General features: G+C 53.2%; 27 protein-coding genes and 2 tRNA genes. 8 read left to right on the top strand and 21 right to left on the bottom strand.

What is annotated here, in order from left to right; translation table 11 throughout:
* The first annotated feature begins 56 nt into the window (after nucleotides 1–56).
* Nucleotides 57–1,013, top strand: a complete 957-nt coding sequence (locus tag AC2A6O_RS18630) for a LysR family transcriptional regulator (protein WP_498929309.1) — start codon at nucleotides 57–59, stop codon at nucleotides 1,011–1,013.
* Nucleotides 1,014–1,075: 62 nt separating this feature from the next.
* On the opposite strand, the gene AC2A6O_RS18625 is transcribed toward AC2A6O_RS18630, so the two are convergent.
* The 11 genes from AC2A6O_RS18625 to AC2A6O_RS18575 all read right to left on the bottom strand — a co-directional run bounded on the left by AC2A6O_RS18625 (nucleotide 1,076) and on the right by AC2A6O_RS18575 (nucleotide 8,687).
* Nucleotides 1,076–1,151: transfer RNA gene (locus tag AC2A6O_RS18625), tRNA-Phe, on the bottom strand.
* Nucleotides 1,152–1,530: 379 nt separating this feature from the next.
* Complete coding sequence (locus tag AC2A6O_RS18620) at nucleotides 1,531–3,126, bottom strand: bifunctional metallophosphatase/5'-nucleotidase (protein ID WP_498929307.1); 1,596 nt, start codon at nucleotides 3,124–3,126, stop codon at nucleotides 1,531–1,533.
* Between the two features lie 493 nt (nucleotides 3,127–3,619).
* Nucleotides 3,620–3,823 (bottom strand): DNA gyrase inhibitor YacG, encoded by a 204-nt coding sequence (gene yacG, locus AC2A6O_RS18615; RefSeq protein ID WP_148584685.1) that lies wholly within the window; start codon nucleotides 3,821–3,823, stop codon nucleotides 3,620–3,622.
* An 87-nt stretch (nucleotides 3,824–3,910) separates the two neighbouring features.
* Nucleotides 3,911–4,537 carry a Maf-like protein gene (locus tag AC2A6O_RS18610; RefSeq protein ID WP_006939342.1) on the bottom strand — a complete coding sequence of 209 codons (627 nt, stop codon included), beginning with the start codon at nucleotides 4,535–4,537 and terminating at the stop codon, nucleotides 3,911–3,913.
* A gap of 43 nt (nucleotides 4,538–4,580) precedes the next feature.
* Nucleotides 4,581–4,799: a translation initiation factor IF-1 gene (gene infA, locus AC2A6O_RS18605; RefSeq protein WP_006939340.1), complete on the bottom strand. Its 219-nt coding sequence runs from the start codon at nucleotides 4,797–4,799 to the stop codon at nucleotides 4,581–4,583.
* Between the two features lie 117 nt (nucleotides 4,800–4,916).
* Nucleotides 4,917–5,531: a GNAT family N-acetyltransferase gene (locus tag AC2A6O_RS18600; RefSeq protein WP_498929303.1), complete on the bottom strand. Its 615-nt coding sequence runs from the start codon at nucleotides 5,529–5,531 to the stop codon at nucleotides 4,917–4,919.
* Between the two features lie 15 nt (nucleotides 5,532–5,546).
* Nucleotides 5,547–5,999 carry an arsenate reductase ArsC gene (locus tag AC2A6O_RS18595; RefSeq protein WP_148584687.1) on the bottom strand — a complete coding sequence of 151 codons (453 nt, stop codon included), beginning with the start codon at nucleotides 5,997–5,999 and terminating at the stop codon, nucleotides 5,547–5,549.
* 5 nt (nucleotides 6,000–6,004) lie between these two features.
* Nucleotides 6,005–6,508: a UPF0262 family protein gene (locus AC2A6O_RS18590; RefSeq protein ID WP_148584688.1), complete on the bottom strand. Its 504-nt coding sequence runs from the start codon at nucleotides 6,506–6,508 to the stop codon at nucleotides 6,005–6,007.
* Nucleotides 6,509–6,538: 30 nt separating this feature from the next.
* Complete coding sequence (gene hisD / locus AC2A6O_RS18585; protein ID WP_498929301.1) at nucleotides 6,539–7,846, bottom strand: histidinol dehydrogenase; 1,308 nt, start codon at nucleotides 7,844–7,846, stop codon at nucleotides 6,539–6,541.
* Between the two features lie 42 nt (nucleotides 7,847–7,888).
* On the bottom strand, nucleotides 7,889–8,326 hold the full coding sequence (locus AC2A6O_RS18580) for a DUF2948 family protein (protein ID WP_148584690.1): 438 nt from the start codon (nucleotides 8,324–8,326) through the stop codon (nucleotides 7,889–7,891).
* A 148-nt stretch (nucleotides 8,327–8,474) separates the two neighbouring features.
* The gene (locus tag AC2A6O_RS18575) at nucleotides 8,475–8,687 is read right to left on the bottom strand and encodes a hypothetical protein (RefSeq protein WP_498929298.1); all 213 of its coding nucleotides are present in this window, start codon (nucleotides 8,685–8,687) and stop codon (nucleotides 8,475–8,477) included.
* Nucleotides 8,688–8,823: 136 nt separating this feature from the next.
* On the opposite strand from AC2A6O_RS18575, the gene AC2A6O_RS18570 reads away from it, so the two are divergent.
* Nucleotides 8,824–9,312 carry a DUF3124 domain-containing protein gene (locus tag AC2A6O_RS18570; protein WP_498929296.1) on the top strand — a complete coding sequence of 163 codons (489 nt, stop codon included), beginning with the start codon at nucleotides 8,824–8,826 and terminating at the stop codon, nucleotides 9,310–9,312.
* 209 nt (nucleotides 9,313–9,521) lie between these two features.
* On the opposite strand, the gene murA is transcribed toward AC2A6O_RS18570, so the two are convergent.
* Nucleotides 9,522–10,811: a UDP-N-acetylglucosamine 1-carboxyvinyltransferase gene (murA, locus tag AC2A6O_RS18565; RefSeq protein ID WP_148584693.1), complete on the bottom strand. Its 1,290-nt coding sequence runs from the start codon at nucleotides 10,809–10,811 to the stop codon at nucleotides 9,522–9,524.
* A 422-nt stretch (nucleotides 10,812–11,233) separates the two neighbouring features.
* Here murA and AC2A6O_RS18560 point away from each other — a divergent pair, with 422 nt between their 5' ends.
* Both AC2A6O_RS18560 and AC2A6O_RS18555 read left to right on the top strand, forming a co-directional pair.
* Complete coding sequence (locus tag AC2A6O_RS18560) at nucleotides 11,234–11,449, top strand: hypothetical protein (protein ID WP_498929294.1); 216 nt, start codon at nucleotides 11,234–11,236, stop codon at nucleotides 11,447–11,449.
* Nucleotides 11,450–12,051: 602 nt separating this feature from the next.
* A tRNA-Thr gene (locus tag AC2A6O_RS18555) sits at nucleotides 12,052–12,126 on the top strand.
* Between the two features lie 117 nt (nucleotides 12,127–12,243).
* Here the strand turns inward: AC2A6O_RS18555 and AC2A6O_RS18550 are convergent.
* From AC2A6O_RS18550 to AC2A6O_RS18535, 4 genes are all read right to left on the bottom strand, one after another.
* On the bottom strand, nucleotides 12,244–13,242 hold the full coding sequence (locus AC2A6O_RS18550; RefSeq protein ID WP_498929467.1) for a capsular polysaccharide export protein, LipB/KpsS family: 999 nt from the start codon (nucleotides 13,240–13,242) through the stop codon (nucleotides 12,244–12,246).
* Nucleotides 13,243–13,447: 205 nt separating this feature from the next.
* A complete protein-coding gene (locus AC2A6O_RS18545) occupies nucleotides 13,448–14,317 on the bottom strand; it encodes an FkbM family methyltransferase (RefSeq protein ID WP_498929292.1) in 870 nt (289 codons plus the stop codon).
* 79 nt (nucleotides 14,318–14,396) lie between these two features.
* Entirely contained in the window at nucleotides 14,397–15,068 is a 672-nt protein-coding gene (locus tag AC2A6O_RS18540) for a hypothetical protein (protein ID WP_498929290.1), read from the bottom strand.
* 31 nt (nucleotides 15,069–15,099) lie between these two features.
* Nucleotides 15,100–15,726 carry a sulfotransferase family 2 domain-containing protein gene (locus tag AC2A6O_RS18535; RefSeq protein ID WP_498929288.1) on the bottom strand — a complete coding sequence of 209 codons (627 nt, stop codon included), beginning with the start codon at nucleotides 15,724–15,726 and terminating at the stop codon, nucleotides 15,100–15,102.
* Between the two features lie 288 nt (nucleotides 15,727–16,014).
* On the opposite strand from AC2A6O_RS18535, the gene AC2A6O_RS18530 reads away from it, so the two are divergent.
* The 3 genes from AC2A6O_RS18530 to AC2A6O_RS18520 are packed head-to-tail and all read left to right on the top strand — an operon-like array spanning nucleotide 16,015 to nucleotide 18,956.
* Complete coding sequence (locus AC2A6O_RS18530) at nucleotides 16,015–17,208, top strand: glycosyltransferase (protein ID WP_498929286.1); 1,194 nt, start codon at nucleotides 16,015–16,017, stop codon at nucleotides 17,206–17,208.
* The gene (locus AC2A6O_RS18525; RefSeq protein ID WP_498929284.1) at nucleotides 17,205–18,242 is read left to right on the top strand and encodes a glycosyltransferase family 2 protein; all 1,038 of its coding nucleotides are present in this window, start codon (nucleotides 17,205–17,207) and stop codon (nucleotides 18,240–18,242) included. Before AC2A6O_RS18530 ends, AC2A6O_RS18525 begins: the two co-directional genes overlap by 4 nt.
* A 15-nt stretch (nucleotides 18,243–18,257) precedes the next feature.
* Nucleotides 18,258–18,956: a hypothetical protein gene (locus tag AC2A6O_RS18520; protein WP_498929282.1), complete on the top strand. Its 699-nt coding sequence runs from the start codon at nucleotides 18,258–18,260 to the stop codon at nucleotides 18,954–18,956.
* A gap of 209 nt (nucleotides 18,957–19,165) precedes the next feature.
* Here AC2A6O_RS18520 and AC2A6O_RS18515 read toward each other — a convergent pair whose 3' ends face one another.
* Genes AC2A6O_RS18515 through AC2A6O_RS18505 form a run of 3 tightly spaced genes read right to left on the bottom strand, consistent with a single transcriptional unit; the run spans nucleotide 19,166 to nucleotide 21,970 of the window.
* Nucleotides 19,166–20,491 carry a KpsE/RkpR family capsule polysaccharide export protein gene (locus AC2A6O_RS18515; protein ID WP_498929280.1) on the bottom strand — a complete coding sequence of 442 codons (1,326 nt, stop codon included), beginning with the start codon at nucleotides 20,489–20,491 and terminating at the stop codon, nucleotides 19,166–19,168.
* A 34-nt stretch (nucleotides 20,492–20,525) separates the two neighbouring features.
* Entirely contained in the window at nucleotides 20,526–21,185 is a 660-nt protein-coding gene (locus AC2A6O_RS18510; protein ID WP_498929278.1) for an ABC transporter ATP-binding protein, read from the bottom strand.
* Complete coding sequence (locus tag AC2A6O_RS18505; protein ID WP_498929276.1) at nucleotides 21,182–21,970, bottom strand: ABC transporter permease; 789 nt, start codon at nucleotides 21,968–21,970, stop codon at nucleotides 21,182–21,184. The genes AC2A6O_RS18510 and AC2A6O_RS18505 overlap by 4 nt, the downstream gene beginning before the upstream one ends.
* A gap of 624 nt (nucleotides 21,971–22,594) precedes the next feature.
* On the opposite strand from AC2A6O_RS18505, the gene AC2A6O_RS18500 reads away from it, so the two are divergent.
* Entirely contained in the window at nucleotides 22,595–23,887 is a 1,293-nt protein-coding gene (locus AC2A6O_RS18500) for an Hsp70 family protein (RefSeq protein WP_498929274.1), read from the top strand.
* Between the two features lie 55 nt (nucleotides 23,888–23,942).
* On the opposite strand, the gene AC2A6O_RS18495 is transcribed toward AC2A6O_RS18500, so the two are convergent.
* Together AC2A6O_RS18495 and AC2A6O_RS18490 are read right to left on the bottom strand one after the other, a co-directional pair.
* Nucleotides 23,943–24,257 carry a DUF1905 domain-containing protein gene (locus AC2A6O_RS18495; protein WP_498929272.1) on the bottom strand — a complete coding sequence of 105 codons (315 nt, stop codon included), beginning with the start codon at nucleotides 24,255–24,257 and terminating at the stop codon, nucleotides 23,943–23,945.
* A 65-nt stretch (nucleotides 24,258–24,322) separates the two neighbouring features.
* Nucleotides 24,323–24,841: a glycine cleavage system transcriptional repressor gene (locus AC2A6O_RS18490; RefSeq protein ID WP_162855034.1), complete on the bottom strand. Its 519-nt coding sequence runs from the start codon at nucleotides 24,839–24,841 to the stop codon at nucleotides 24,323–24,325.
* Nucleotides 24,842–24,985: the final 144 nt, after the last annotated feature.

Below are 24,985 nucleotides of genomic sequence, written 5' to 3'. Positions count from 1 at the left end.
ATTATTATTCATTATCATTACATATCCAGATTGATATGAATTGATGGAAATTGGCCATGAGCCTGGACTTGCTGCGGCGGGGAATGAAAATCTCCCATCTGCGATTGCTCGCAGAGCTTGCAAAACACTCACGCCTCACAGACGCGGCCAATGCCCTGGGCATGTCTCAACCGGCTGCTTCACGTCTCATTTCCGAAGTCGAGCGGGTTGCGGAGGCCGAGGTCTACGTGCGGTCGGGCCGTGGAATCGAGTTGACCGACATCGGCTACAAACTGGCCGAACGCTGCGTGCGCATTCTGCAGGAATTCGCCGATGCGGGGCGCGATATCGAACAGCACAAGTCCGGCCAGAGCGGACACGTCAGCATCGGTTCGGTGACCGGTCCTGCAATCGAATACATCCTGCCCGCGATACGTCATGTCCGCCTCAGCTACCCGGATATTTCCATATCGGTGGAAGTCGGCCCCAGTCTTGATCTGGCGCCGATGCTGGAAGATGGGCGTCTCGACTTTTCCCTCAGCCGCGTGCCGGTGGACGAGGATCCCGATCTGTTTGAGGAACGCCCTCTCCTGCGCGAGCCTGCCTGCCTGGTCGCCCGAACGGATCATCCGCTGACGCGCGTTCCGGCGCCCATTCCCGCGGACGCCCTGCTTGGTTTCGACTGGGTGCTGCCACCGGTTGGCGCCCCAATCCGCACGACGACCGAACAGGCCCTGCGGGACAAGGGGCTCGGTCTGCCCACCAAGGTTCTGACAACCTCTTCCTTCCTGTTTACGGTTGCCACCGTGCAGCGCACCAATTCGATCGCTGCCGTTGCCCAATCCGTCGCTTCCAGCTTTGCCGAAAACGCAGACGGAAGCCCGGGCACCATCACCGCCCTGGAAAGCGAGCTCCTCCTGTCGGTTGAGACCTATTCCTTCCTGACCCGGAAAGGACAGGTTCTGACGCCCGTCGCCCGGATCGTGGCACGGGAAGTGCTGCGGGCAATCACCGGTGAAACAGTGCTCGCATGACGGCACAGGGAAAGCCGACGCCAAGCAACATCTTGATATATTTGGAAAATATTGGGGGAGAGTGGTGCCCAGAGCCGGAATCGAACCAGCGACACGCGGATTTTCAATCCGCTGCTCTACCAACTGAGCTATCTGGGCTTGCCTTGCAAGTGGTCCGGGGCGAGCCCCGTTCGCTGAAAGCCCGGTCCTTATAGAGGCTCCCTGAAACCTTGTCCAGCACCCCGGCAAAGTTTTTTGCCAGAAGGCCTCACCTCACCTGTTGAAAACTCTGAAATGAAATAACCATCTGAAAAACAATAGTTTTGCGCCGCTACCAGCATCCCGGAAATTCAAGGCACGGTGGACATATCGGCGGATGCCGTACCTGAGCACTATGGCAAAATCACTCCTGCCTTCGGCGGTTTGACGTCCCCACTTTGCGAGCGACCTTCGAATGGGGTCAGCATCGTGGAAGCAGAAACGAAAAAGCGCGCCGCAAGCGGCGCGCTTCTGAGAACATTTCAGGATCCGGAACAGCTTATTTTGCGGTGATCCGGTCGTCCGTGTAAGCGGAATACCCGTTCTTGCTGGCGAGATAGTCCGACACCACGTCGGCCAGGTCCGGGCCGAAGTCATAGGCGTTCATGCCGTTGGTCGCGAAGATCTTGTAGCCGTCGCCACCACCGCGCATGTAGTTGTTGGACACAACGCCATAGACCTTTTCCGGATCCAGCGGCACATAGCTGTCACCTTCCAGGACCATGACATCGGAGATCCTCTCACCGGCGGGCTTGGTCTTGTCGAAGGTGTACTTCAGACCGGCCACCTGCGGGAAACGGCCTGCACCCTCTTCCACCTGGCTGACGCCGTTTTCAAGTGCCGCGATCACATCGGAGCCCTTGAGTTCGAAAGTGGACAACGTGTTCTGGAACGGCAGAACCGTCAGGACTTCGCCCTTGGTGATTTCACCAGCATCAATGGAGGCCCGCAGACCACCGCCGTTCTGGATTGCGATCTGGACGCCCTGCCCCTTCACGCGATCAAGCATCGCTTCAGCAACAAGAACCCCCATTTCACAGACCTGGGCCCGGCAAACTTCGCGGTCCGCGCCGATGGGCGCGTCGGCCTGGGCGACGACTTCCTGACGGATTTCATCAAGCGGTTCGGCCAGTTCCTTGATCCGCGAAACCAGTTCCGGGTTTTCGACGATGGCATTGTCGATGATGATCGGCTCACCGGAAGCTTCCGTGATGACGCCGTTGTCGTCGAAGGTCACATTCAGCTCACCGAGGAACTTGCCATAGGCATAGGCCTGCACGACAGCGGTCGGCGTTCCGTCCGGACCATCGATCATGGTCGGATACGGGCCTTCGGCCTTGTCGGACGTGTTGGACAGATAGGTGTTGGTATGACCTCCGACGATCACGTCGATCCCAGGAGCCCTGGCGGCAACCTCCTTATCGACCTTATAGCCGGAGTGGCTGAGGACGATGATCTTGTTGACGCCTTCAGCAGCGAGCTTTTCTGCCTCGCGGGTGACTGCTTCAACCGGGTCGGAGAAGGAAACATTCGAACCAGGGCTGGACAGTTCGTCGGTGTCTTCCGGCGTCAGGCCGATCAGGCCGATTTTTTCGCCGCCGCGCTCAATCACGATCGAAGGCTTGAGGACATCGGCGAGCTGCGGCTCCTTCGAGATATCCGCGTTCGACATCAGAACCGGAAATTCGACGGCATCCATGAAACCGCGCAGGACTTCAGGTCCATCATCAAATTCATGGTTGCCGACGGTCATCCCGTCGTAGCCGAGCTTGTTCATGAACTCGGCCGCAGCCTTGCCTTTGTAATAGGTATAAAACAGCGTGCCCTGGAACTGGTCACCGCCATCGACGAGGATCGAGTTGTTGCTGGCCGCGCGGCGATCCTTGATGATCGTGTCGAGGCGCGCTGTACCGCCAAAACACTTGCCTTCCGCATTGTCTTCCGCGCTGCAGGTCGAGTCGTATTTGTTGATCGGCTCGATGCGGCTGTGAAAGTCGTTGGTGTGCAAGATCGTCAGCGAATAATCGGCATAGGCTGCCGTCGACAGTGCCGTGGTCACGGACAGCACTGCGGCGCTCAGAATACGTTTTGTCATCGGACCCTCGCCCTTGGATAGGTTGGTTATGCCGTATCAGGAACGAGACGCCTGACGCCGGCTTCCCGGTGTTCTTAAAGACCCACACACGTCCAACAAAGGGTATGACCCCGCCCGGAAACCGCCGGAATTGAGGACGTCAGGATCGCCGGTATAAAAAGATCTTGGTGCAGTTTTATGACAGCCGCAAGAGCCTGACGGCGTGAAACTGAAAAAAATTTTGCTGGATAAATATTTTTGCAGCATTGCCTAAAAATCGCACAATCCCGCCATCTCTATCCATCACCCTTCAGAAGAAGCAGCCAGAAAGGGCAAACGGATACACATTCTCGAAACGCCAACGGCGTGCCGATCTTAAGTATAAGCGAAAAGGCGTCTGAAGAGGGGAAAGGCGCAGCGGGGTCTGTCTGCAATACAGGCATGACGACACGCTTAAGCTGGCGGCTATTTTGCCGGAAAACGGCCTTGCGGACTCATAGTGTCCGCATGGGCATCACGAGCGGTCTTCGTCTGGAAAATTGCTCTCGTCGATATCGTCGGTCTCCACCACCGGAATGGTGTAGCCTTCGGAAAACCAGCGGTTCATATCAATCTTGGCGCAGCGATCCGAGCAGAACGGATAATCGTCCGGCGTCGACAATTTCGAGCAGATCGGACAAGGGCGCATGCGCCGTTCGGGTTTCTGGCTTTCGGCCATTTCACTCTCCGGATTTCGACCTGTAATCACCTGCTCAAAAGCAGTTGGCGATGGGGCGTCTGCTTGCCAAACGCAGTGCCGGCAGCCTCAGGCCGCCGCGGTCGCCCAGCCCTGGTGGACAGGGTAACCGGCCGAACTCAGCAAGTTTGCGGTTTCCACCAGGGGCAGTCCCACGACCGCCGGGTAGGAACCGACCAGCTTGACGACAAAACTGCCGGCAAGGCCCTGAATGGCATATCCGCCAGCCTTGCCCCGCCATTCGCCCGAGGAAATGTAGTCGTCCATGTCCTTGCGCGTCAGACGCTTGAAGCGCACGCGTGTTTCGACAAGCTTGGAACGAACCTTGCCGTTTGCCTCTGCAACGGCCACCCCGGTGAACACCCGGTGGCCGCGGCCGGACAAAAGGGACAGGCACATCAGCGCCTGATCGGTCAACTCGGCCTTGGGCAGAGCCCGCCGACCGACCGCAACCACGGTGTCGGCAGCCAGCACCACACTGTCCTGCATGGCTTCGGACGCATCGGCCATCTGACGAACGGCTTCAGCCTTTGCCCGCGCCAGGCGCAGCGCAAGGCTGCGCGGCGTCTCATGCTTTTTCGGCGTTTCGTCGATATCGGCCGGCAAAAGGTGGTCCGGCTCCAGTCCGATCTGCTGCAGCAGCGCAAGGCGGCGCGGCGAGGCGGAGGCCAGGATCAACTGAGGGGCATTGGTCATCTAAGAGCGAGCCTTGCAGCCGGGGTCACCTTGAAATACCCGCTTACTTGAAGCGGTAGGTGATCCGCCCCTTGGTGAGGTCATACGGGGTCATTTCGACAAGTACCTTGTCACCCGCCAAAACGCGAATCCGGTTCTTGCGCATACGCCCTGCCGTGTGGGCAATAATTTCGTGATCATTTTCCAGTTTTACGCGGAACGTCGCATTCGGCAACAGTTCTGTTACGACGCCCGGAAACTCCAGAGCTTCTTCTTTGGCCATTTGATATCCTGAATAAAGCGGGCCCTGCCCGCGGGTGCCGGGGAACCTAACGGATTAGGGAACGAAAGTGAACCTTTCTTTCCGCCGCCACGCAAAGAAACTGCCGATTTTCCAAGCTCATCGCGCGGAACCCGTCTCCTGCAGCCGGCCATGAGCGCCAAGCCCGTCTTCGCAGACATTGTTTCGCCATTCATCCTCCAGAATGGCGTAGTAGAATTCCTCATCCCAGCCGCCCTTGAAGCGCGCATGTTCGCGGAAATGAGCCTCGCGGCGCATGCCCAGGCGCTCCATCACTTTCCAGGAGCCCGTGTTGCGGGCGTCGCAGCAGGCAAAAATGCGGTGAAGGTGCAGGTCCTCAAAACCCATCCTCAAGAGCGCGCCGGCAGCCTCCGTCGCAAAACCCCTGCCCTTGCAGGCCGGGTGGAGCGAGAAGCCGATGGTGCCCTGAAGCGCCTCGACGCTGGTAACGCGCAGCGATGCATCGCCAATCAGCCCAGGCTCCTCCCTCCGTTCGATAGCAAAGGCGAGCGTCCCCTCCCCTTCGAGGTGGTTCATTTCCACCCAGTCGGCAAGCTTCGTCCGGATTTCGTCCAGGCTGCGCGGCTCCCAGAAGTGGTAGCGGGCGGTTTCCGGCAGAGACTGATAGGCGTGAAGGGCTTGCGCATCGCCAGCCTCCAGAGGCCGCAGCACCAGGCGATCCGTTACCACCGGAGCCGTAATTTCAAACTTCATTCCGACCCTCCGGTATCAGCCGCTCGGCGGCGGGGTCCAGTCGAGGCGCTTCTTGATACGCATCATCAACTGGTCACGTACAGCGCGGTATTCGTCGAGGATCCGTTCGCGGCTGCCTGTGGCAAGCGTCGGGTCGAGGGTCGGCCAGTATTCGACTTCCACCGATTCCGTCCGTGTCATGTCGAGCGCCTTGTGGTGGGCCTCCGGCGCCAGCGTCACGACAAGATCGAATCCGGACTCGTCCAGATCCTCAAACGTCTTGGGTGTGTGCCGACTCATGTCGATACCGATTTCAGCCATCACGGCGTCCACGAAGGGGTCGACCTTGCCGGATCGCACACCGGCGGAGCGGACATAGACCTGACCCGGGAAAAGTTTGGCCGTCAACGCTTCGGCCATGGGCGAGCGCACGGAATTCATTCCGCAGGCAAACAGGACCGCAGTCGGACGCAGACCCGGCCCGGACATACCCTTCAGCCCTTCCAGTGCAAGGCGTAGACAAGGGTAAACAGCCGGCGCGCCGTCTGCATGTCGACTATGATCTTCCCTTCCAGTCGCTCCCTCAAAATAGCTGAGCCTTCGTTGTGGACACCCCGCCGGCCCATGTCGATCGCCTCGATCTGGCTTGGTGTCGCGTAGCGGATCGCCTCGTAATAGCTGTTGCAGATCAGGTCGTAGTCCTTGACGATCTTGCGCAGCGGAGACAGCGACAGAACGTGGGTGACGACTTCCTTGTCATCATCGGTCCTGATCCGGAAAACCAGCTTCTTTTCGATCACCGACAGGTTGAGCACGTAATTTGCCACCGGATATCCGACTGGCTGGAACGTGTTTTCCTCAATCAGGTCGTAAATCGCGATGGCGCGGTCGTGTTCCACTTCCGGCGTCGAGCGGGCGATGGAGGCTTCGTCCAAAACCACGTCGACCAGCTTGCCACCGGTTTTCTGCGGTTCGGGATCCGGTTGCGGGTCGCTCATCTGATCGAAGCCTCTTGTTCAAGTCGGGAGCTAAAAGTTCAGCCTGATGGAAACAGAGCGCGCATGCGCCGACAACCCCTCTGATTCACCAAGAGCGATTGCTGCCGGTCCAAGCTGACGCAGGTTATCCGCATTGCATTTCAGGATCGAGGTGCGTTTGACAAATTCCAGCACGCCCAATCCGGAAGAAAACCGGGCGGACCGCGCCGTCGGCAACACGTGATTGGACCCGCCGACATAATCGCCGATGGCCTCCGGCGTATAATGCCCGAGGAATACGGCCCCGGCATTGCGCACCTTCTTCAGCAGCGCTTCGGGATCGGCGACGGCCAATTCAAGGTGCTCCGGAGCAATCCGGTTGGCAAGCGGCATTGCCGCTTCCAGATCATCCACCAGAATGATAGCGCCGTAATCCTGCCAGCTGGCACGAGCGACATCCTCGCGCGGCAGGGTTTTCAGCTGGGCCTCGACCGCAGCTTCCACTTCGCCAGCAAGGTCTTCGCTGTCGGTGATCAGAATGGACTGGGCAGCTGCGTCATGCTCGGCCTGTGCCAGCAGGTCGGCGGCAAGCCAATCGGCATTGTTGCCGCTGTCGGCCAGAATCAGCACTTCTGAGGGACCGGCGATCATGTCGATGCCGACCGTACCGAAGACACGGCGCTTCGCGGCTGCCACAAAAGCATTGCCCGGGCCGACGATCTTGGCGACGGGGGCGATTGTCTGCGTTCCATACGCAAGGGCAGCAACGGCCTGTGCCCCACCGATACGATAAATTTCGGTGACACCGGCAATTCTGGCGGCAGCCAGCACCAGCGGATTCAAGACCCCGTCCGGGCTCGGCACCACCATGACAATGCGTTCCACACCCGCAACCTTGGCCGGCACCGCATTCATCAAAACGGAACTCGGATAGCTGGCAGTGCCGCCGGGCACATAAATGCCAACGGCTTCAACAGCGGTCCAGAGCGATCCAAGTTCCACGCCGATGGCATCCGTGTAGCGGTCGTCCTTCGGCATCTGGCGGGCATGGTGGGCATGAATGCGATCATGCGCGAGCTGCAGGGCGTCCAGCGTCTCCTGCGGCACTTCCTCAAGCGCGGCATCAATTTCAGCGGTAGAGACACTCAGTTCGGCCATGTTCTCCGCCTGCAGCCTGTCGAACCTTGCCGTATAGTCGAGGACTGCCTTGTCGCCTTCCGTGCGCACCCGCTCCAGGATATCGCGAACGATCTGGTCTACATCCTCGGAAACTTCCCGTTTTCCGGAAAGAAGTGCCTTGAACTGGTCTTCGAAACGGGCGTCGTTGATGTTAAGGCGTAGAACCACGCAATTCTCCATCGTCTGCGGTGCCGGGCACCGTCTGTCATTCCGTGCGGGGCGTCAGCTGAGGTCGTGCTGCGGCAGGTTCGGCGTGGACCATGCAGCTCCAAGGTCCGACACCTGAGCCTCGATACACTCAACCTCAAGCATAAGACTGCCACCGCCTGCAAAGGCGAGCTGAATCGTGCCGGCGGGTTCCTCGCCCGGTTCGAAGGTTACCGCGAGCAGCTCCAGAACGGCGCCTTTGGCTTTCTGGTTGATATTCTGCGCCTTCATGGCCTTTACCCGAGCAAAGGCCAGCGCCGTGCGCCGGCGCTCGTGTTCCTTCGATCGCTTGTCGGCTTCCTTGTCCCACACGAAGCGGTTCATCACGAACACGGCCTTCTGCTCCTTCGGCAGATAACGGATATCCGCGACGGTAATCACGGCGTCCTGCAGATGGGCGGAAAGAACCTGAAGGTCTTCCTGGTCAAGGGCGGCAAGTTTCAGCTGATCCATTTGCTCTTGTTCTGATCCGGTCATGCGTTGTCTGGCAGGACGCATATAAGCGATTTTCTGCCCAGTCCCAAGGCTGTTGCCTAATGGGGAATGATGGTTTTGGCAATGTCCAATGCCGCGAAACCTGCGTTACGGCACCATGGGAAGGTCAAGGGCCCTCATCCACCCGCTGGCGCAAATCTGCCTTGATCGCGTCCAGCGTTGCAATTCGCTTGAAGATCCGCCGGCCAAACCAGAGCCCAAAGACGAGCAGGAAGAAGCCGAGCGACGGCCCATAGGGCGCCGGGACGAAGACAACCGCGAACATGGCCGCAAAGGCAAAGCCCAGCTGGATCAGGAAACGGATTGTCTGTGCAGTCATGCAGTCGCTCCAACCTCTTCCCGCAGGCCAATCCAGCGCCACTCAATGACAACCTGCCACCACCCTGCCGTCTTGCAATCAGGGTACGCATTCAGGAAAGTGACACCCTAACATCACACGAGCGCATGGGCACAGAATGTTGAAAAGATTGATCTGCCTCAGCCTGCTGGCAGTTGGCCTGCTTCTTTTTCAGACGCCGTCACACGTTCAGGCTCAGGATTTCACCGAGAAAGTGCTTGGTGAAACAATCTACGTGCCGGCCTACTCGCGGATCTTTTCTCATCCAAACCGGTCCGACCTTCTGGCGGCGACGCTTGCCGTCCACAATGTCGACCCTGAAGCCACGATCACTCTGCAACAGGTCGATTATCACAACGAAGACGGTACCTTGCTGCGCAAGCTGCTTGAGACGCCCGTGGACCTTGCCCCCCTCCAGTCGAAAACCGTGCTGATTCCAATCAACGATACGACTGGTGGTGTGGGGGCAAATTTCCTGCTCGTATGGTCGTCCGACACCCCTGCCCTCAGCCCCATTGCCGAGGCCATCATGACCAGCGGCAGCGGTGGTCCAGGCCCCTCTTTCACGTCTCGGGGAAGAGTGATCAAACGACATACGGCGGAGTAGCTTTCAGGAAACCAAGGCATCCATGGGACGGCTTGTTTCCCGCCGTCTCGCCGTGCCTGTCATGGACGGACTTGATCTGACGACGACGGCCGTGTCCGCGCAGACAGATGAAGAGGCAATTGGATGCAAGGCCCCGGGCCCATCAACAATGTTCCTCCGGACAGAAATGAACCTGCCCGGGCCTCCACAAAGGATATCAAAGCCCTCAATCAGGCCGAGATGCGCTCGATCTTCGCGCCGCAGCGGGTCAGCTTGTCTTCCAGGCGCTCAAACCCGCGGTCGAGGTGATAAACACGGCTAACCGTCGTTTCGCCTTCCGCAGCCAGACCGGCAATGACGAGCGACACAGACGCCCGCAGATCCGTTGCCATGACCGGCGCACCACGAAGCGCAGAGACACCGTCGATGGTTGCCGTGCGGCCATCCACATGGATCTGTGCGCCGAGGCGGGCCAGTTCCTGAACATGCATGAAGCGGTTTTCAAAAATGGTTTCGGTAATCCGGCTTGTGCCGCCTGCCTTCGTCATCAGCGCCATGAACTGGGCCTGAAGGTCGGTCGGGAAACCCGGGAACGGTTCGGTGGTGATATCCACCGGCTGGATGCCATTGCCGTTCCTATAAACCTTGAGGCCGTCGGCGGTCTGCGTGATGTCCGCACCGGTCTGACGAAGCGTCTCAAGCGCCGCTTCCAGAAGGTCCGAGCGAGCGCCTTGCAGAAGGACGTCGCCGCCGGTCATGGCAACCGCCATGGCGTAGGTGCCGGTTTCGATCCGGTCCGGAACAACGGCATGATGCGCGCCATGAAGGCGCGGCACACCCTGTATGCGGATGGTAGACGTGCCTTCGCCCTCGATCTTCGCTCCCATGGCCTTCAGGCACTTGGCAAGATCGACCACTTCCGGCTCCCGCGCGGCATTGACGATCTCCGTCTCGCCGCTGGCCAGTGTGGCCGCCATCATGACGGTGTGGGTTGCGCCGACGGAAACCTTCGGAAACTCGACGCGCGCGCCTTTCAACCCGCCCGGGGCCTTGACGATAACGTAGCCGCCGTCAATCTCGATCTCGGCGCCGAGCGCTGCGAGCCCATCGATGAAGAAATCCACCGGCCGTGTGCCGATCGCACAGCCACCGGGCAGCGACACGCGCGCTTCGTGGCAACGGGCAACCAGCGGACCGATAACCCAGAAGCTGGCACGCATCTTGGAGACAAGCTCATAGGGGGCGGTGGTGTCGACAATTTCACGAGCGGTCAGATTCAGCGTCTGCCCGGCCAGATCATCCTGGCCGCTGCGCTTGCCGTTGACCGAATAGTCAACACCATGATTGGACAGGATCTGCGTCAGCTGGGCAACGTCGCGCAGGCGCGGCACATTGGACAGCGTCAGGGTCTCATCCGTCAGGAGCGACGCGATCATCAGCGGCAGCGCCGCGTTTTTGGCACCGGAGATCGGAATGACGCCATTCAGTTCCGAACCGCCAACGACCTTGATACTGTCCATGTTTTTCCCCGAACGGAGCCACGCGCTTCGCGCAGCCATCCCTTTGCATACGTCAAGAAACTCACATCAAGCGTGCGGTCTACACGCAACTTATGGCCCATGCAAGGCAGGCAACCGGCGGCGAGCGGGCAATTTCGAGATTAGGGTGCGGCCCGATAAATGAAGACGGAGTGGGCTGAGAAATGGAAAAGCCGAGTCCGGAACGGTGTGCGAAGCCGGCTTCCTGCCCGGTCAGGCACGATGACGACACGCAATGACGCCATTTTCGTGTCTTGAGACATCTCCGGATTGGTTCTCCTCAGCGCGCTTCCCATGCTTTGAAATGCGCCGCATTTCTCGCGCTTCCAGGCCCCGAAGTAGACCAATACGCGCAAACCACTTCAACTTCATTTACGGGGCCTCAGCCCAGTCAGGACGTCGGAATGCCTGGGTGGCCTGCCTCAGTCGGCATTCCTGCTCTTGGCAGCAGACTTTCGACGCCGCAGATTGGCGCGCAAGGCTTCCGCCAGCCGGTCTTCGCGGGACTTGGCAGCCACTTTCTCAGCGGTTTTTTCACCGTGTTGTTTACCGGTTTTGTCGCCGTCACTTCCAACGGACTGGTGCTGCTGGTCTTTGTCAGCCATGGCGCGCCTGTGTGATGATGTCGTCATCCACCTGTCTAGCAACCTGCCCGCAGTTTGCCTAGGCATCCTGCGCACTCTCAAGAACACGCGGGATGCATTCACTTATCAACTGGTAAGGTCCCTCCCCCTTCAAGGGCATCCGGGTCTGGGCGCTGTTCCGGTTTCAAATGAGCTCCCGCCGCGCAGCCGCACGAAAGCCCACAAATGTATGACTGTGTGGGACGGCACACCTTGCTGTGCCCGGCACCGGCGTCCCGGCCAAGCACCCCCACTTCTCCAGGCGCCGCCTCGCTCCGGAACCGGCCACCTCACCAAGCCTGAGTGCATCAGTTCGCTTCTCACCAGAGCTCTTGAGATTGCTTAATATCCACAGACGAAACCGGCGCAAAAGCCGAGGCTTTCCGCTGCGATCCTGTCAATCGCCCATGCTTTGTCCGAATGGGGCACAAGTTGGTGGAAAAAATCCCAAAACACTGCTTGCGTCCTAGATGCTCTTATGGCAAAAGCCCCCTCATTCCGGTCGGCATTGCTGATCGGCACCAGCACTTGCGTCTCGCAACTCAAGCTTTTCAAGCAAAAAGTTCGACGCCGCGCCTGTCCTCAAGGACAAGCCAGATGCTGCCGTAGCTCAGGGGTAGAGCACTCCCTTGGTAAGGGAGAGGTCGAGAGTTCAAATCTCTCCGGCAGCACCATCTAAACCTCAATGAAATCAATAACCTGTTGAAACAACAGGGCTTATCTATCCGCCTGTTCCATTGGACTGTTACAGTGGAGCTATGGAAAAGATGGCTGGACGCTACGGAGCGGCCTCAAGACCGGAGGCGGTCTTTTTGGATCCTTATCTCGAGTTGAGCAATTGCCTCTTCAAACGAGATTTCGCGGACAGGATCATACTCCAGGTAATGGCTGTAGTCGAAGTAAAGTGCAGCAAACACGGCTTCAAGAGATACCGGACTGCGACGCCCAACCTTGATGGGGTTGCGCTCGACCGTTAGCCCCCAACCGCCATAAAATGGAACACCAAAGGTGTGAACCTCGCAATCTGCGAGTATGGCTTCGAAGCCCAGTTGGCTGGATACGCAATAGACCTTGGAGCACGCCTCCAGAAGTGGCCAGGGGTTGATTGCCTCTGGGGTCAATCGCAACCGGCCCTCTTTAAGGGCCAGAGCGCAAACTTCATTCTCTATGGCGAGTGATTGCAACACCTCTTGAGTGAAATGCCCCGCCTTACGCCCGATCATTGTTTCCGGATGAACTTTGATCAAGATCTCGGCTTCAGGATTCTCCGCAACTGCGGTTTGTAACGTCTGACGGAAGGTTTCATCTTTTGCGAATGCGCCCGGTATTGACGCGTCGCCGACGGTTTGATCAATGACAAGCACCCGATCCTGACGGTCGGCAGATTTCAAATGAAGCTTCGAAATATCCGAGAAATCGAAACTGTTGTATTTCGAGAGCCGCTTGGACCGGATCATGTCGATTGCGTCATGGATCTCTTGCCTCCGTATAGGCTTCTCAAAGCGCCGGCGAACAAAACATTCCAGATCACTGGGCTGGCGGGCATCGTAATAGATGCCGGTACGATCAAAGACCAAGGAGAGCGGCTTTTCCTGGTTGCCGGGTCTAACGGATCTCAAAAACCCATCTTCGAAAGCCACATAAGGAAGATGATGTTTAGCCGCCATGTCTCGAGCGCGCTGCGCTGTCGGCTTGTGGCCCCACCCAGCGACGACGTCTAACCCTTGACCTAAAAAATGTACACGACATGGCTTGTGACGGGCAATAAGTTCTATTGCACTCCTCAACATCCATATCCCGGGGGTAGTTAATACAATTTTTGTCACAAAGTGTGTTCCAAAATGGCTACAATATATTACTAAATAAATTTCCTTTTGGCAGCAAGTCCAAATAAAAATAAACTAGAAATAATTTACTTATCTCAGTTATTCACCATCTATTCGACAAACACAGAGAAGTATTCAATAATTATTTTCGATAAATAAAACTTCGAAACTATATTATTTTCGCAAATAAAACATTTTTTCTTTTTCTTACTTCGTATCCCATCTTAGTTAGCTTCGATTTAAACTCAGCGTACGGACTTATTCCGTCACGCTCGGGACTGATGTCAATCGCAAGTTTTTTGGGTTTTAGGCTTCGAAGACCTTCAAAGATTTCAATCTCTACTCCTTCTGCTTCGAGTTTCAAAAAATCTATTTTATTTTCTCGGCGCTCAGAGAAATAGTCAAAAAGACTAATAACTTGTATTGATCTTTTTTCTAAGATCTCACCTTTATCGGGAGTGAGAAAAGAATGATCAACGCTCGAACTTGAAACAAAAAAATCCAACTCCCTGCTGACTGAATAAAGCCCCTTATTATTGAGTATAACATTATCAAAACCAGCCAAGTTCAAAGAACAAAGTCCAAAATTTTGTCGCTCAGGTTCAAAAACGTGAACAACTCCAGCTACTTTTGCAGCAGACAATGTGAAACCGCCCACAAAGGAGCCGCAATCAATAACCAAATCTCCCTTCTCTACCATAACAAACCCTGGCAAACTATACTTAGCGCACAGCCAATTTTCGTAACCACAAAGAATATGTTCATATACCCGACGCGGAATAGGATCTGGAAATCGAAGTGCGTTACCAAACTGTATAGCTTCGATAAAGTTGCTGTGGTTTGTAAAATTTGTAGTCACTAACGACTTAACTAACTTACTGGCCAGAGAAGCATATTCCAACGCTAAGTCGGTGGGCTGCTGCTGGCAAGTTTCACTCAATAAAGACAAAAATCTCATTACTTCAGGTGGCTGAGTCGGAAAATAGTATTGCTGGCCTGGTTTATCAGGCCTAAAAGCTTTTATGATCTTTTTAAACAATTATCTTCACCAGTTCTTACGATTGTTGCGTCCACACTCGATAGCGTGCCCCCAAAATAGCAACTTAAAATCAATGAAGTTACCATCTTGTAGTCTCGCGAGTGTGTAGATCGCGAAATCTCCTAAATACAGTGTCACTTTCGTTCAACCTTAAAAAAAGTTCTTTCAAAATTAGTGACGAGATCGAAGAATGCGACATCGCATTTACGCGATGGGTCATTTTTTTCACCAGATCGCCGCGACCAATCGCAAAAGCACTTATCCCATCGAAAAGGTTTACGCGGCCCGTTGCTTCACTAGGTAAATGTTCTACACGGCTGGGACTAGCGGAGAAAACTCGTTCTGTTTCATAAAGCTTCACCGTGTTCACCAGCAAAACACATGAAAGCGCCGTAGCTACATCCGCTTGATCAGTAGAATGATCAATGATTGTATCACAGGCTGAAACAAGCCAACGGCTGTCCAAGTTGGCTCTTAAGAATTCCCCTTCCTCATCCCACATCTTGAAAAAATTCTTTAAACAAAAATCCAAATTAATATTTCTTCTTATAAATACTATCGTTGCCGCGTGGAAATATTCAAGGTAACTCTTCCCTGAAAATTCTTTAGCAAGAACAGTAAGATGCTCCTCCAAATCAAATTTAGTACCAAATGTATAACTTGGCTCTCCTAATTCAACAATTCTATATTTGAGGATTTGTGTATGTATTTCTGCGTTTGGATCTGCAATTGAAAACTGGGCATCGGACATTAGGCTTTTCTCAGATTGGACAAAGTCACAGTCAACAAACATCTACAGGTGGCTCTGTAGGATATCCAAACTCCTCAAAATCTTTACTATAAAACTCCAAAACGCGCAATATGTCGACGCGATCCCAGGTAACCCGTATTTCGTTATTTGGCGCCTGAAGAAGATGTGGTGTTGCCTCTGGTTGCGGCGCGCCAATTTTAGTTGCAACCGTCGAAAGAATATTTTCCAGCCCTTCTTCAAGTTTAAAGATTTGTAGACCAGAGCCGCAAAAATGCCATTGGGGCCTGATGTGGTTATCGAGATGATAAACATTTGACTGAGTTTGGGCGATACTGTTCTCTAGCCATCGGGAAAAGTTTGCGAAGGTTTTGAAAAAATTACGGCCGCTCATTGCGGCACGCATCCGGTACTCACTTTCAATGCGAGTGAACGGATTGCGGACTGTCATGAAGCTATATTCGAAAAAATCCTCACCAAACAGCACTCTGAACTGATCTCGCTGAAGATGTTGAGGAGTGCAGCGCATTGCAGACACTCCACCAGGAACGTGAAACTTCAACGGTGACAATGTCTTAAGCCAATTTTCTACGGAAGTCCCACCTGTTTTTGGTACGTGGATATATAGTATGTTTCTTCCATTGTATTCTATGAACGGCATTGATCTCTTTTATCCCATTTCTACGCCTGAGGCGAACCTCAAAATGTGTAAGTCTTCAGTGCAACTAAATTCCTACAAAAACTTTGTCAAAGTATGAGTATACAAACCAACAGCTTTTCGTGGTGGCCTAGGGAAGCCATGGCCGGCACTGCCTAGAAACTAGGCATAACGCATCTACTTCTGCTCTACTCGAGTTTAGCGACCCGATCGGCTTAAAGACGTTGAAATTTTCTGGTCAGTTGACTAAGGCTACGCCTATGATCGCTCATACGCAGAACGGAGTGCCGAATGAACGTTTTGTTCATCAATGGAAGATTTCCCCAGTATTCTCAAACTTTCGTACATGATCAAGTAAAATCTCTCAAAGAAAACTCTGATGTAAAAATCGAGGTTTTCGCCAGATCACTTGACACTTTTCGTTTTGAAAATTCTGAGGAGGAGTGCGACTCTGGCATACTATATGCGAAACCAGAAAACAAAAGACTGTTTTTTCGCGCATTTAGGGGCGCAGTCCGGGCGCCCTTGTTCACAGCGAAGCTTTTAAAGTTGAGGTTTGAAGGAAAAATTTGGCATCAAACCCTGATGCTCTGCTTACAGATGAGAAGAACACCAGACGTCATTGTGACCCATTTTGGACACAACTATCGCATCGGGCAGCAGTTGAAGCGTTTTGTCTTTAAATCAGCGAAGAATGTTATCGTGTTTCATGGTCACGACATGTCTTCCTTCATTAACTCGCATGGTTGGGGCCCATACAGAGAAGCGGCGGGTGATATTGACCTCGCATTGTGCGTCAATAAACAGTGGGAAAGGCTTCTTAAGCGGAATACAGCGATTGAAAGTGTGCGGACTTTGTATTTAGGCACACACATACCTGATAGCTATCCCGGTGTTTGTCTCCCCGAAGATAATACAACTCCCGAATTAAACGTGCTTTTTGTCGGTAGATTTGTGGAAAAAAAGGGTTTTATCACTTTATTCCGGGCAATCAGAAGGCTTAAGGAGACATCAAACTTACGAATACGTGTTCATTGTGTTGGTGATGGCCCGCAGCTACAATTCTTCAAAGAAAGGGCAATTGCAGATGGTGTTAAAGACGCATTTGTATTTTACGGAGCGAAGCAAAAAAGTTTTGTTCGCGATCTGATGAAGCGCTGTAACCTATTCATATTGCCGAGCCATACAGCTTCAAACGGCGACAGCGAGGGGCTACCAGTCGTTCTTATGGAGGCAATGGCAGCTGGTCTCCCAGCAATTTCAACCTATCACAGCGGCATTCCTGAATTGATCGAAGATAACAAATCAGGTTTCTTGATCCAAGAAAAGGATGATGAAGCGCTTGCAAAGACTTTAATGTCTTGTTCTACCGACACAAAGATTCTTAAGTCGATCTCCGTCGCGGCTTTTGATCATGTGCGAAAACATCACAATGAAGTCGAGCAGGCAAAAAGATTCTCTGAGATTGTTAGGGGCATGCAGTGACTGAAAGTATAACCGTTATTATTCCAAATTACAACAGAACAGACCTTTTGGGAAAATGCTTATCTTCCATATTGGCACAAACTAGACAGGTCGAAGAAATTATCATTATAGATGACCATTCCGAAAAGGAAAAATTTGAAGAAATACAACTTATCGTTGAGAGTTTTTCAAGGAATATTGACATCAAATTATTACGAAATGAAACTAATAAAGGAGCAAACTTTTCTCGTAACAGAGGTATTTTTGCCGCCAAGTCACACTTTGTGGCGTTTATCGACAGTGACGATTTTTGGATGCCGCAGAAAATAGAATTGCAAATGAATGCAATCGAAAAACACATGCACATAGATTCCAGGCCGGTTTTTTCCGCAACAGGGCGTTATCGGGTCAACGCGGAAGGGCAAATCATTTGCCGTCAATTTGGCGGGAAAAGAATTTCTTCGGCAAAAATTAGACAATCTAACTTTATTGGCACTTTAAGCTCAGTCATCGTAGAAACTTGGATTGCTCGGTTTCTAGGGGGCTTCAACGAGCGCTTGCCTGCTTGCCAGGATTGGGATTTTTTTATTCGCCTTACTGATTATGCAACGTATGTCGGTGTCCCAGAACCTCTTTGCATATATTTTGACCATGATGGTGCAAGAATTACGCTGAACAACAAGAAGAGGCTAAGCGCTCATATTGAAATTTACAAAATGCATCTTCGTAAATTCGGAGAAAAAACTACTTTAAGTCACGAGTTTTTCAGAAATATAGCCGAAGATTATCAATGTCAAGGCGATCACGAGCGAGCTATTCGATACTTTGCAAAATCAATTTTGACAAAAGCATTTCCAAACTGTCGGCTGCCAAAAAGATATAAAAATATTTTAGAAAACTTAATGACGCACGTAATTAAAATGCGTGGCATGCCAGATATAAGGCGAGCGCGCTATGCAAGATACAGAAATATTATGGAAACGATGTTAAAAAATAAGAATTTTGAAGAAAAAATTCAAAAAGATCAACAACACATCTACACCTTACTGAAGTAAACAGGAAAGATTCAGATGAATTACCTTGATAAACTAGATCCAATCAAGCTGTCTTTAATAGATGAAGTTTTAGATAGCAAAAGGAATATTGCCTCAGTCGCAGACTTAGGGGCGTGTTGGGGAGTTGATGGCGGATACTGTCGATATGCGTTAGAAAAAGAAAAAATTAAGAAAGGGGTTGTTGTAGATCAAGTTATTACTCCAGATGCTAAAAAATGGATCTCCGAGAATAAGAACGCAAATAGCGTAGCAGGTTTTTTCGGAGAAGTTCCGACCATAAAAAAGGTCGGGGACATTGACCTTATTATTTTCTTTGATGTCCTACTCCATCAGGTCAAGCCTGATTGGAATGAAGTCTTGATGCGTTGGGCAAACCAAACCAAGTATGTGTTGATCCACAACCCAATGTGGACGGTTGGCCGAGACACTATCAGGTTTATTGATCATGGCCCAAATTGGTTTAAGGCAAATGTTGTTTTTCAGAATGAAGAACGACTGGATCGTTGGTTCGAAAATTTGGACGAATTCAACAAGGAACAAAACTGTTTAGAACGTGATGTCCACAATTATTGGCAGTTCGGAATTTCAGTCGCGGACATGGTCGCTACAATGGACGATTACGGTTTTGATTGTGAATTTTCTAAGTTCCTGAAGGTTCGTCCAAAGAAACCATGGATCAAGAACTACGCTTTCTTGTTTAAAAAACGGGACTAAATCAGCCCAGATTGAAAATTCACTCATCTGAAGCTTCGTTAGAAACGAAACTACTATCACCAACCTAGCTTAAAGTGATCCGGATTTTGTTTATCCGGATCATAGAAGGATCGCTACATTGATTTGTCAGTCGGGTTTACGATTCAATTTGTTGAAAAAAATCTTTTTTGTTATTAACTTTTAAAGTTATTCGTTAAGTTTATGATGTTTTATGTTCTATCGCGCACATTATAGTACATCATAACCGCTACAGACCACATACCGGCCAACAATAGGAATGCGGCAAGTGAATATAGCAAACGGTGTGGATACTGCGCATCTTCAGACAGAGTTGGCTGGATGAATGTCGCTAGATAAAGATGTTTGCTGTCAGCTTCCTGACGCGCCGTTTCCAGACTGGCTAGCGACGTAACGTAGAGTTGCTGTGCAAATTCTTCTTCGAGAGCGAGTTCCGAATAATCTGCAAGACGGAACGAAAGAGCGGTCCTTTTCGTACCAGAAGAGCCAGACGGCGATACGCCGGAGCCAAGGCGTTCCCGAGCACTTGAAATCTGACCTTCCAGAGCCTCGATTTGCTGGTTCAGTAGTCGGATGCGCGGCGAGTCCTCATCCAGGTAACTCATCAGGGTCTTTTTTTCCGCTTCCCGGCTTGCCCTCTTTTGGTCAAGCCCGGCAATCATTTCCGCAGCAAGCTTGGCATTTTCCTCTGGGCTGACTTCTTGAGTTTCATTCCTGTAGGCAAGCATTTGCTTGCGGATTGCTTTCAAACGCGCCTCGGCGCGCGCAACACTTTCTTCCGCGAAACGCACCGTCTCTCGCCGGTTTGCTTCTGATAGTTGATTGACCAGCATTTCGCTGCGCTTAAGGATTGCCTTGGCGATCTCGACCGAATCCTCCGGCCGGAAGCTGCGCACCTCAACCTGAATGACCCCAGAGGTCGAATCAAAACTGACGTCGACCATGTCGTTCCAGTAGCTCAAGCGGTCTTCGACCGGCAGATCGCTGCCCATGCTGAACAGAAAATCCGAAGATTCACGATTGAAGATAGTTTGCAAATCCAGATCGTCCGGAAGGTCCTCCAGTACCGATTGGCTTTGGAGATAGTCCGTGACGATATAACTATTGGAGGTAACAGACTCTCCTCCGGCGTTTCCCATGACCATGCCAAGCACTTCCGTCGCCGCAACAGGCTGGGAACTGCGGACGGCAAATGCCGTCGTGCTGTGATACTGATCGCTTGCCCAGAAAAACATATAGGCGGAAAACGCTGCAGCCGGCATCGCAACAAAGAGCATGAAGCCCAACAGGATCATCCTGTGCCGCATTTTGGTAGCGGATTTCGCGGTCGTTCCCGGCAATGCCAGATCGAGCAGTTTCTGCGGATCGAGGCCAGACTTTTTCAGCCTCGTAATGAGTTTGCCGTCCTTCGAATTTGTCTTGGCGACGGCAGCTCTCTTTTTCGACGGAAGATTGAACACCGTTCCCTGACTGATCTCGTCGGTTTTTTCTCCAGGGACTTTTTCGACAGCTGACATGTTCAATCAAACCTTCAAGTAATCAGAGACCGGCCTATCGGCGTGCCATGTTGTCATTGTGCATGTTAATTGCATCGTCAATATTGTTAAAATAAGTTAAGTTTCCATCTTCTAACACAATCCCAGTCGTACAATATTCTTTTAGTGCCCCATTCGAGTGTGACACCATAATGATGTCGGAGTTCCGGAGCTTTTCTTCAAAAACCAATTTGCACTTTTTCTTGAAGTTCGAGTCGCCAACTGCGGTGATTTCGTCGACCAGATAATAGTCAAAATCAATCCCCATGCTGACGCCAAAGGCTAGCCGTGCCTTCATCCCGGAGGAGTAGCTTTTCACAGGCATGTAGTAGGATTTTCCAAGTTCTGCAAAATCCTGCACATAATCGACCAGTTTTTCCGTGTCATGGCCATAAATGCGGGCAACGAAGCGTACATTCTGCTCTCCGGTTAGCGAACCATTAAAACTGCCCTGAAAACCAAGTGGAAATGACACATTGGCGAGACGGATAATCCTACCCGACGTCGGCTTGATCGTGCCAGCAATAAGCCTCAAGAGCGTGGATTTACCCGCGCCGTTACGCCCCAGCAAACCAATGCTGTTGCCCCTGGGCACCGTAAACGACACATCCCTTGCGATGTAACGCATCTCTCCCTTGAGCTTGAAGCGTTTGGTCAAGCGATCCAATCTGATCATTTCGGCTCCCGTAGTTGCGCATCATAAAGCCAAACCAGAAAGAAGCCGAAAACAATCGAAAAGGCAGTTAATCCGACTATATAGGGCATATCGACATAAGACGCCCGATAAGTGGGATAGAACCCGGTTCGGAAGAGGCCGACAATGTGCACAAGTGGATTCCACATGAGCCATTCTCTGAACGGGTGGGGAACGGTGTCCGGTAGAAAGAAAACACCGGAAACGATGAATGCCGGTCGATTGATAATGCCCCAGATTTGTTGATAGGTACTGCTCAGGTGGAACCAGACAATATTAGAGGCTCCAACACCTGCACCTAACAAAATCGCAATCAAGGAAGCCAAGAAAATGGGCGCTAAATCTATACGTTCAAAGGGTACTACGAGATAGAGAACTCCAAAAAGAAGAGCATTCACGACGAATAGCGTTGCCACCTGCAAGAATATCCTGCCTAAAATTGTATCGTATGGCCGCACGACAGGGTAATTCAAAAGAGCTCTATTTGCCTCCACTGCAGACCCTACTTGCTCTGATGTCGAACGATACATGTAGAATGCGATGTATCCTGTCGTAAAAAACAGAGTAAAACTTCTTCCCAGTGGCGGGATATGTGCGACTGCCGAAAACACTGTTGTCAGGATGGCAATCGTCAACACCGGATCCAGCACCGCCCACATGTAGCCGCCAAACTTGTTGCCATAGCGGGTGGTCATTTCGCGGACGATCAGGGCGAAAGTGATCGCGAATTGGCGCTTTAGGCTCTGGCGCAAAGGTTCTGAGTGCATGTTGCCAATCTGCAGTTACTGATCTCTGCTGACGCCCGGTCCGGACGTCAACCGGCTGTCTTGATTAGACCTTTAGTCAGTCCATGTCCATTTGGCGACAGATTTTAACATAACGGATTTCCGCACAACAACATAGTGCCAGAATGTCACGATGAAGGAACCATTTTGAATGACGTGAATAGCGGGCGGTGAATCGGTTTGACGCTTTCACCAAAAGTAACCAGGTTGGCAGTGACCGGATTTTGTATGCACACCGTCATCTTTTCGCACCCACAAACCTTCCACCCTTTGGCTCTCCGATTATCAAAGCTGGCGCCTCGGGACCTGCGAATAGGCGCGCCATTAGTTTCTTGTTGTTGTCCTGACCAATCTGTTTTTCAAGAGAAACCATTCACTTGATGATTGAAGCGCTGAACTTCACCCGAACGAAAGCATGCTAATCGTCCCGTTTTGACTTGCATTTCGTGCTGTTCCCGCATATCCCGCACGACCATTCCATTCTCAGAGAGTTCCGCGCGGCCAGATTGCTTGAAGCACCATTCTTTCAAGTACAGCTGGAGGAAGGTCAGTCAGGCTACGAACTGGTTGTGCCGCCCGCCCATCGTTTTCAAAAGGAATTCCCCCATGTCCCGAACCATCGGCCTCGACTTCGGCACCTCCAACACGGTCGCGGTTTCGGCGCAGGGGGTGGGGGCGACGGCGCCGATCAGTTTTGTTGATGGCAATGACAGTTTCACCTCGCTTCCAACCGTTCTCAGTTTTCTCGACCGGGGGCCTGCCAGGGCGTTGAATGCGGAGGTTGGGCCCTGGGCGATCCGGCAGTTTCTGGAGAGTTTTGGGGATGTGCGGTTTATCCAGTCGCTGAAGACGTTTGCGGCGAGCCGGGTTTTCAAGGGTACGGGCGTGTTCGGCGTCCGGTTTGAGTTTGAAGATCTGATGGCGACGTTTCTGCAGCGGGCGTTTGAGCGGGCGGGCGCAGCGTTTGATCCGGCGGCGACGCGGCTTGTGGTCGGTCGGCCGGTGGAGTTTGCGGGCCATAATCCGGATGAAGGGCTGGCGATGGAGCGGTACCGGAAGGCGTTTCAGAAGGTCGGGTTTGAGGACATCCTTTTCGTGATGGAGCCGGTGGGCGCCGCTTTTTCCTATGCGCAGTCGCTGGAACAGGACACGACCATTCTGGTTGCCGACCTTGGCGGCGGTACGACCGACTATTCGATCATGCGGTTTGAAACCGAAGCCGGGCATCTGAAGGCCACGCCTCTCGGGCGTGGCGGGGTTGGCATTGCCGGCGATACGTTCGACTACCGCATCATCGACAACGTGGTTCTGCCGAAGCTCGGCAAAGGGTCGGCCTACAAGAGCATGGGCAAGATCCTGGAGATCCCGCCCAACCTCTTTTCCAACTTCGCGCGCTGGCACATGCTGTCGATCTTCAAGACCTCCGACGATTTCAAGGAAATGAAGAAGCTGCTGCGCTACTGCCTTGAGCCAGAGAAGATCGAACAATTCATCGACCTGGTGGAAGAGGACCAGGGCTACCCGCTTTACAAATCCGTCTCGGAGACCAAGGCAATGCTGTCATCCGAAGATGAGGCGGAGCTGACGTTTGCACCGCTTGGTTCGGACTTCCGGGCAACCGTGAAGCGCGCGGATTTCGACGGCTGGATCGCGCCGGACCTGAAGAAGATGGATCAGGCCCTGGATGTCACGCTGGAAAAGGCCGGCCTGAGCGAAGCCGATATCGACCGGGTATTCATGACGGGCGGTACGTCTTTCGTGCCTGCAGTGCGCCAACAGTTCGCCGAACGTTTCGGCCAGGACCGAATTTCCGGCGGGAACGAGCTGACGTCTGTTGCCAACGGTCTGGCCCTGATCGGGGCACGCGCGGATGCGGCCGATTGGGCGCTTGCCGCTTGACGTGGGCCGGCTGAGACTCACGAAAGACTGACGGTTCAAACCGCCCTCCCCGCGTTCAGAACCCCGGTGGCACCTGCAGCCAAAGGCTCACGTCGACAGTATCTCCGGCTGCAATCTTTTCTTTCTTGCGGACCGCCGCCTTGACCGGCAGCAAAAACGAACCGGACGCTTTGTCCGGCCAGATGGTGGTGCTCCATTCAGCCTCACCGATCCGCGCCTTTACCTTGATCATGCCCCAGGCGCTACCCTTGCGGCTACCGGTGAAAAACCGGATCTGATCGGCACAGGCAGACGGTAATGTGACGAAAGTCCAGCCACCTGGACCGGCGGACAGCCAAAGTTCGCCGGTAAAGTCCAGCTGGTCGAGCATTGTGTGCAGCCCCTCTTGTGCCAAGCCTTTCCGGCAAAGCATCCGTCTGGCAGGACTGACAGACTTCAGTCAATCAGATTGATATCCGCCATCAGGTCTCCTGCCATCTCCTGAAGCGCGTCGCTTAAGGCTGCAGGGTCCAGCCCGCTTGGCAGACGCAGATCGGCAGAGGCCTTGAACAGGGCCTCGCCCTGCATCGAGCCGGTGACGACTTCGGTCTCCAGATGCTCGATGCTGACGCCCTTTTCTGAAAGGACGCGCGTAATATCGCGCAGGATGCCCGGGTGGTCCTGAGACACCAGATCCAGATGAGCGGACGCCCCTTTCGGCAATTCGGCGCCCGTCTGGTCGGAACGAAGGGTGATGTCGATCCCATCGGCGGAAAGAGCCTGCAGCTGTTCCACCAGTTCGTCGGCACGCAGCCCCTCGATCGCGATTCGCACGATACCTGCAAATTCACCACCCAGACGGGCCATGGAACTTTCGATCCAGTTGCCGCCCGTGCCGGCGATGATCTCCGCCATCCGCTCGACCAGGCCAGGACGGTCCTTGGCAATGACCGTGAAAACAAGATGAGTTTGCATGATGCCCCGCTTGCGCATTGGATCTTGAAGCCCCTACTAGACAGCCTCGACGTGCTGAAAACAAGGCTGCACTCTCTGCGCACCGGCTGAGGCAGTTCGGCGGACAAACGTCAGAATGGCGCCTCGCAAAGTCGGGCTTCGCGA

This window comes from Labrenzia sp. ATLA3 (assembly GCF_057180185.1).
The sequence above is the reverse complement of the archived record's forward strand: the minus strand, read 5'-3'. Positions and strand labels throughout refer to the sequence as shown.

Excerpts from the sequence above, each read along its gene's own strand:
- AC2A6O_RS18630 (WP_498929309.1), top strand. The coding sequence starts at position 57 with ATGAGCCTGGACTTGCTGCGGCGGGGAATGAAAATCTCCCATCTGCGA.
- AC2A6O_RS18620 (WP_498929307.1), bottom strand. The coding sequence starts at position 3,126 with ATGACAAAACGTATTCTGAGCGCCGCAGTGCTGTCCGTGACCACGGCA.
- yacG (WP_148584685.1), bottom strand. The coding sequence starts at position 3,823 with ATGGCCGAAAGCCAGAAACCCGAACGGCGCATGCGCCCTTGTCCGATC.
- AC2A6O_RS18610 (WP_006939342.1), bottom strand. The coding sequence starts at position 4,537 with ATGACCAATGCCCCTCAGTTGATCCTGGCCTCCGCCTCGCCGCGCCGC.
- infA (WP_006939340.1), bottom strand. The coding sequence starts at position 4,799 with ATGGCCAAAGAAGAAGCTCTGGAGTTTCCGGGCGTCGTAACAGAACTG.
- AC2A6O_RS18600 (WP_498929303.1), bottom strand. The coding sequence starts at position 5,531 with ATGAAGTTTGAAATTACGGCTCCGGTGGTAACGGATCGCCTGGTGCTG.
- AC2A6O_RS18595 (WP_148584687.1), bottom strand. The coding sequence starts at position 5,999 with ATGTCCGGGCCGGGTCTGCGTCCGACTGCGGTCCTGTTTGCCTGCGGA.
- AC2A6O_RS18590 (WP_148584688.1), bottom strand. The coding sequence starts at position 6,508 with ATGAGCGACCCGCAACCGGATCCCGAACCGCAGAAAACCGGTGGCAAG.
- hisD (WP_498929301.1), bottom strand. The coding sequence starts at position 7,846 with ATGGAGAATTGCGTGGTTCTACGCCTTAACATCAACGACGCCCGTTTC.
- AC2A6O_RS18580 (WP_148584690.1), bottom strand. The coding sequence starts at position 8,326 with ATGGATCAGCTGAAACTTGCCGCCCTTGACCAGGAAGACCTTCAGGTT.
- AC2A6O_RS18575 (WP_498929298.1), bottom strand. The coding sequence starts at position 8,687 with ATGACTGCACAGACAATCCGTTTCCTGATCCAGCTGGGCTTTGCCTTT.
- AC2A6O_RS18570 (WP_498929296.1), top strand. The coding sequence starts at position 8,824 with ATGTTGAAAAGATTGATCTGCCTCAGCCTGCTGGCAGTTGGCCTGCTT.
- murA (WP_148584693.1), bottom strand. The coding sequence starts at position 10,811 with ATGGACAGTATCAAGGTCGTTGGCGGTTCGGAACTGAATGGCGTCATT.
- AC2A6O_RS18560 (WP_498929294.1), top strand. The coding sequence starts at position 11,234 with ATGCCTGGGTGGCCTGCCTCAGTCGGCATTCCTGCTCTTGGCAGCAGA.
- AC2A6O_RS18550 (WP_498929467.1), bottom strand. The coding sequence starts at position 13,242 with ATGTTGAGGAGTGCAATAGAACTTATTGCCCGTCACAAGCCATGTCGT.
- AC2A6O_RS18540 (WP_498929290.1), bottom strand. The coding sequence starts at position 15,068 with ATGTCCGATGCCCAGTTTTCAATTGCAGATCCAAACGCAGAAATACAT.
- AC2A6O_RS18535 (WP_498929288.1), bottom strand. The coding sequence starts at position 15,726 with ATGCCGTTCATAGAATACAATGGAAGAAACATACTATATATCCACGTA.
- AC2A6O_RS18530 (WP_498929286.1), top strand. The coding sequence starts at position 16,015 with ATGAACGTTTTGTTCATCAATGGAAGATTTCCCCAGTATTCTCAAACT.
- AC2A6O_RS18520 (WP_498929282.1), top strand. The coding sequence starts at position 18,258 with ATGAATTACCTTGATAAACTAGATCCAATCAAGCTGTCTTTAATAGAT.
- AC2A6O_RS18515 (WP_498929280.1), bottom strand. The coding sequence starts at position 20,491 with ATGTCAGCTGTCGAAAAAGTCCCTGGAGAAAAAACCGACGAGATCAGT.
- AC2A6O_RS18510 (WP_498929278.1), bottom strand. The coding sequence starts at position 21,185 with ATGATCAGATTGGATCGCTTGACCAAACGCTTCAAGCTCAAGGGAGAG.
- AC2A6O_RS18505 (WP_498929276.1), bottom strand. The coding sequence starts at position 21,970 with ATGCACTCAGAACCTTTGCGCCAGAGCCTAAAGCGCCAATTCGCGATC.
- AC2A6O_RS18500 (WP_498929274.1), top strand. The coding sequence starts at position 22,595 with ATGTCCCGAACCATCGGCCTCGACTTCGGCACCTCCAACACGGTCGCG.
- AC2A6O_RS18495 (WP_498929272.1), bottom strand. The coding sequence starts at position 24,257 with ATGCTCGACCAGCTGGACTTTACCGGCGAACTTTGGCTGTCCGCCGGT.
- AC2A6O_RS18490 (WP_162855034.1), bottom strand. The coding sequence starts at position 24,841 with ATGCAAACTCATCTTGTTTTCACGGTCATTGCCAAGGACCGTCCTGGC.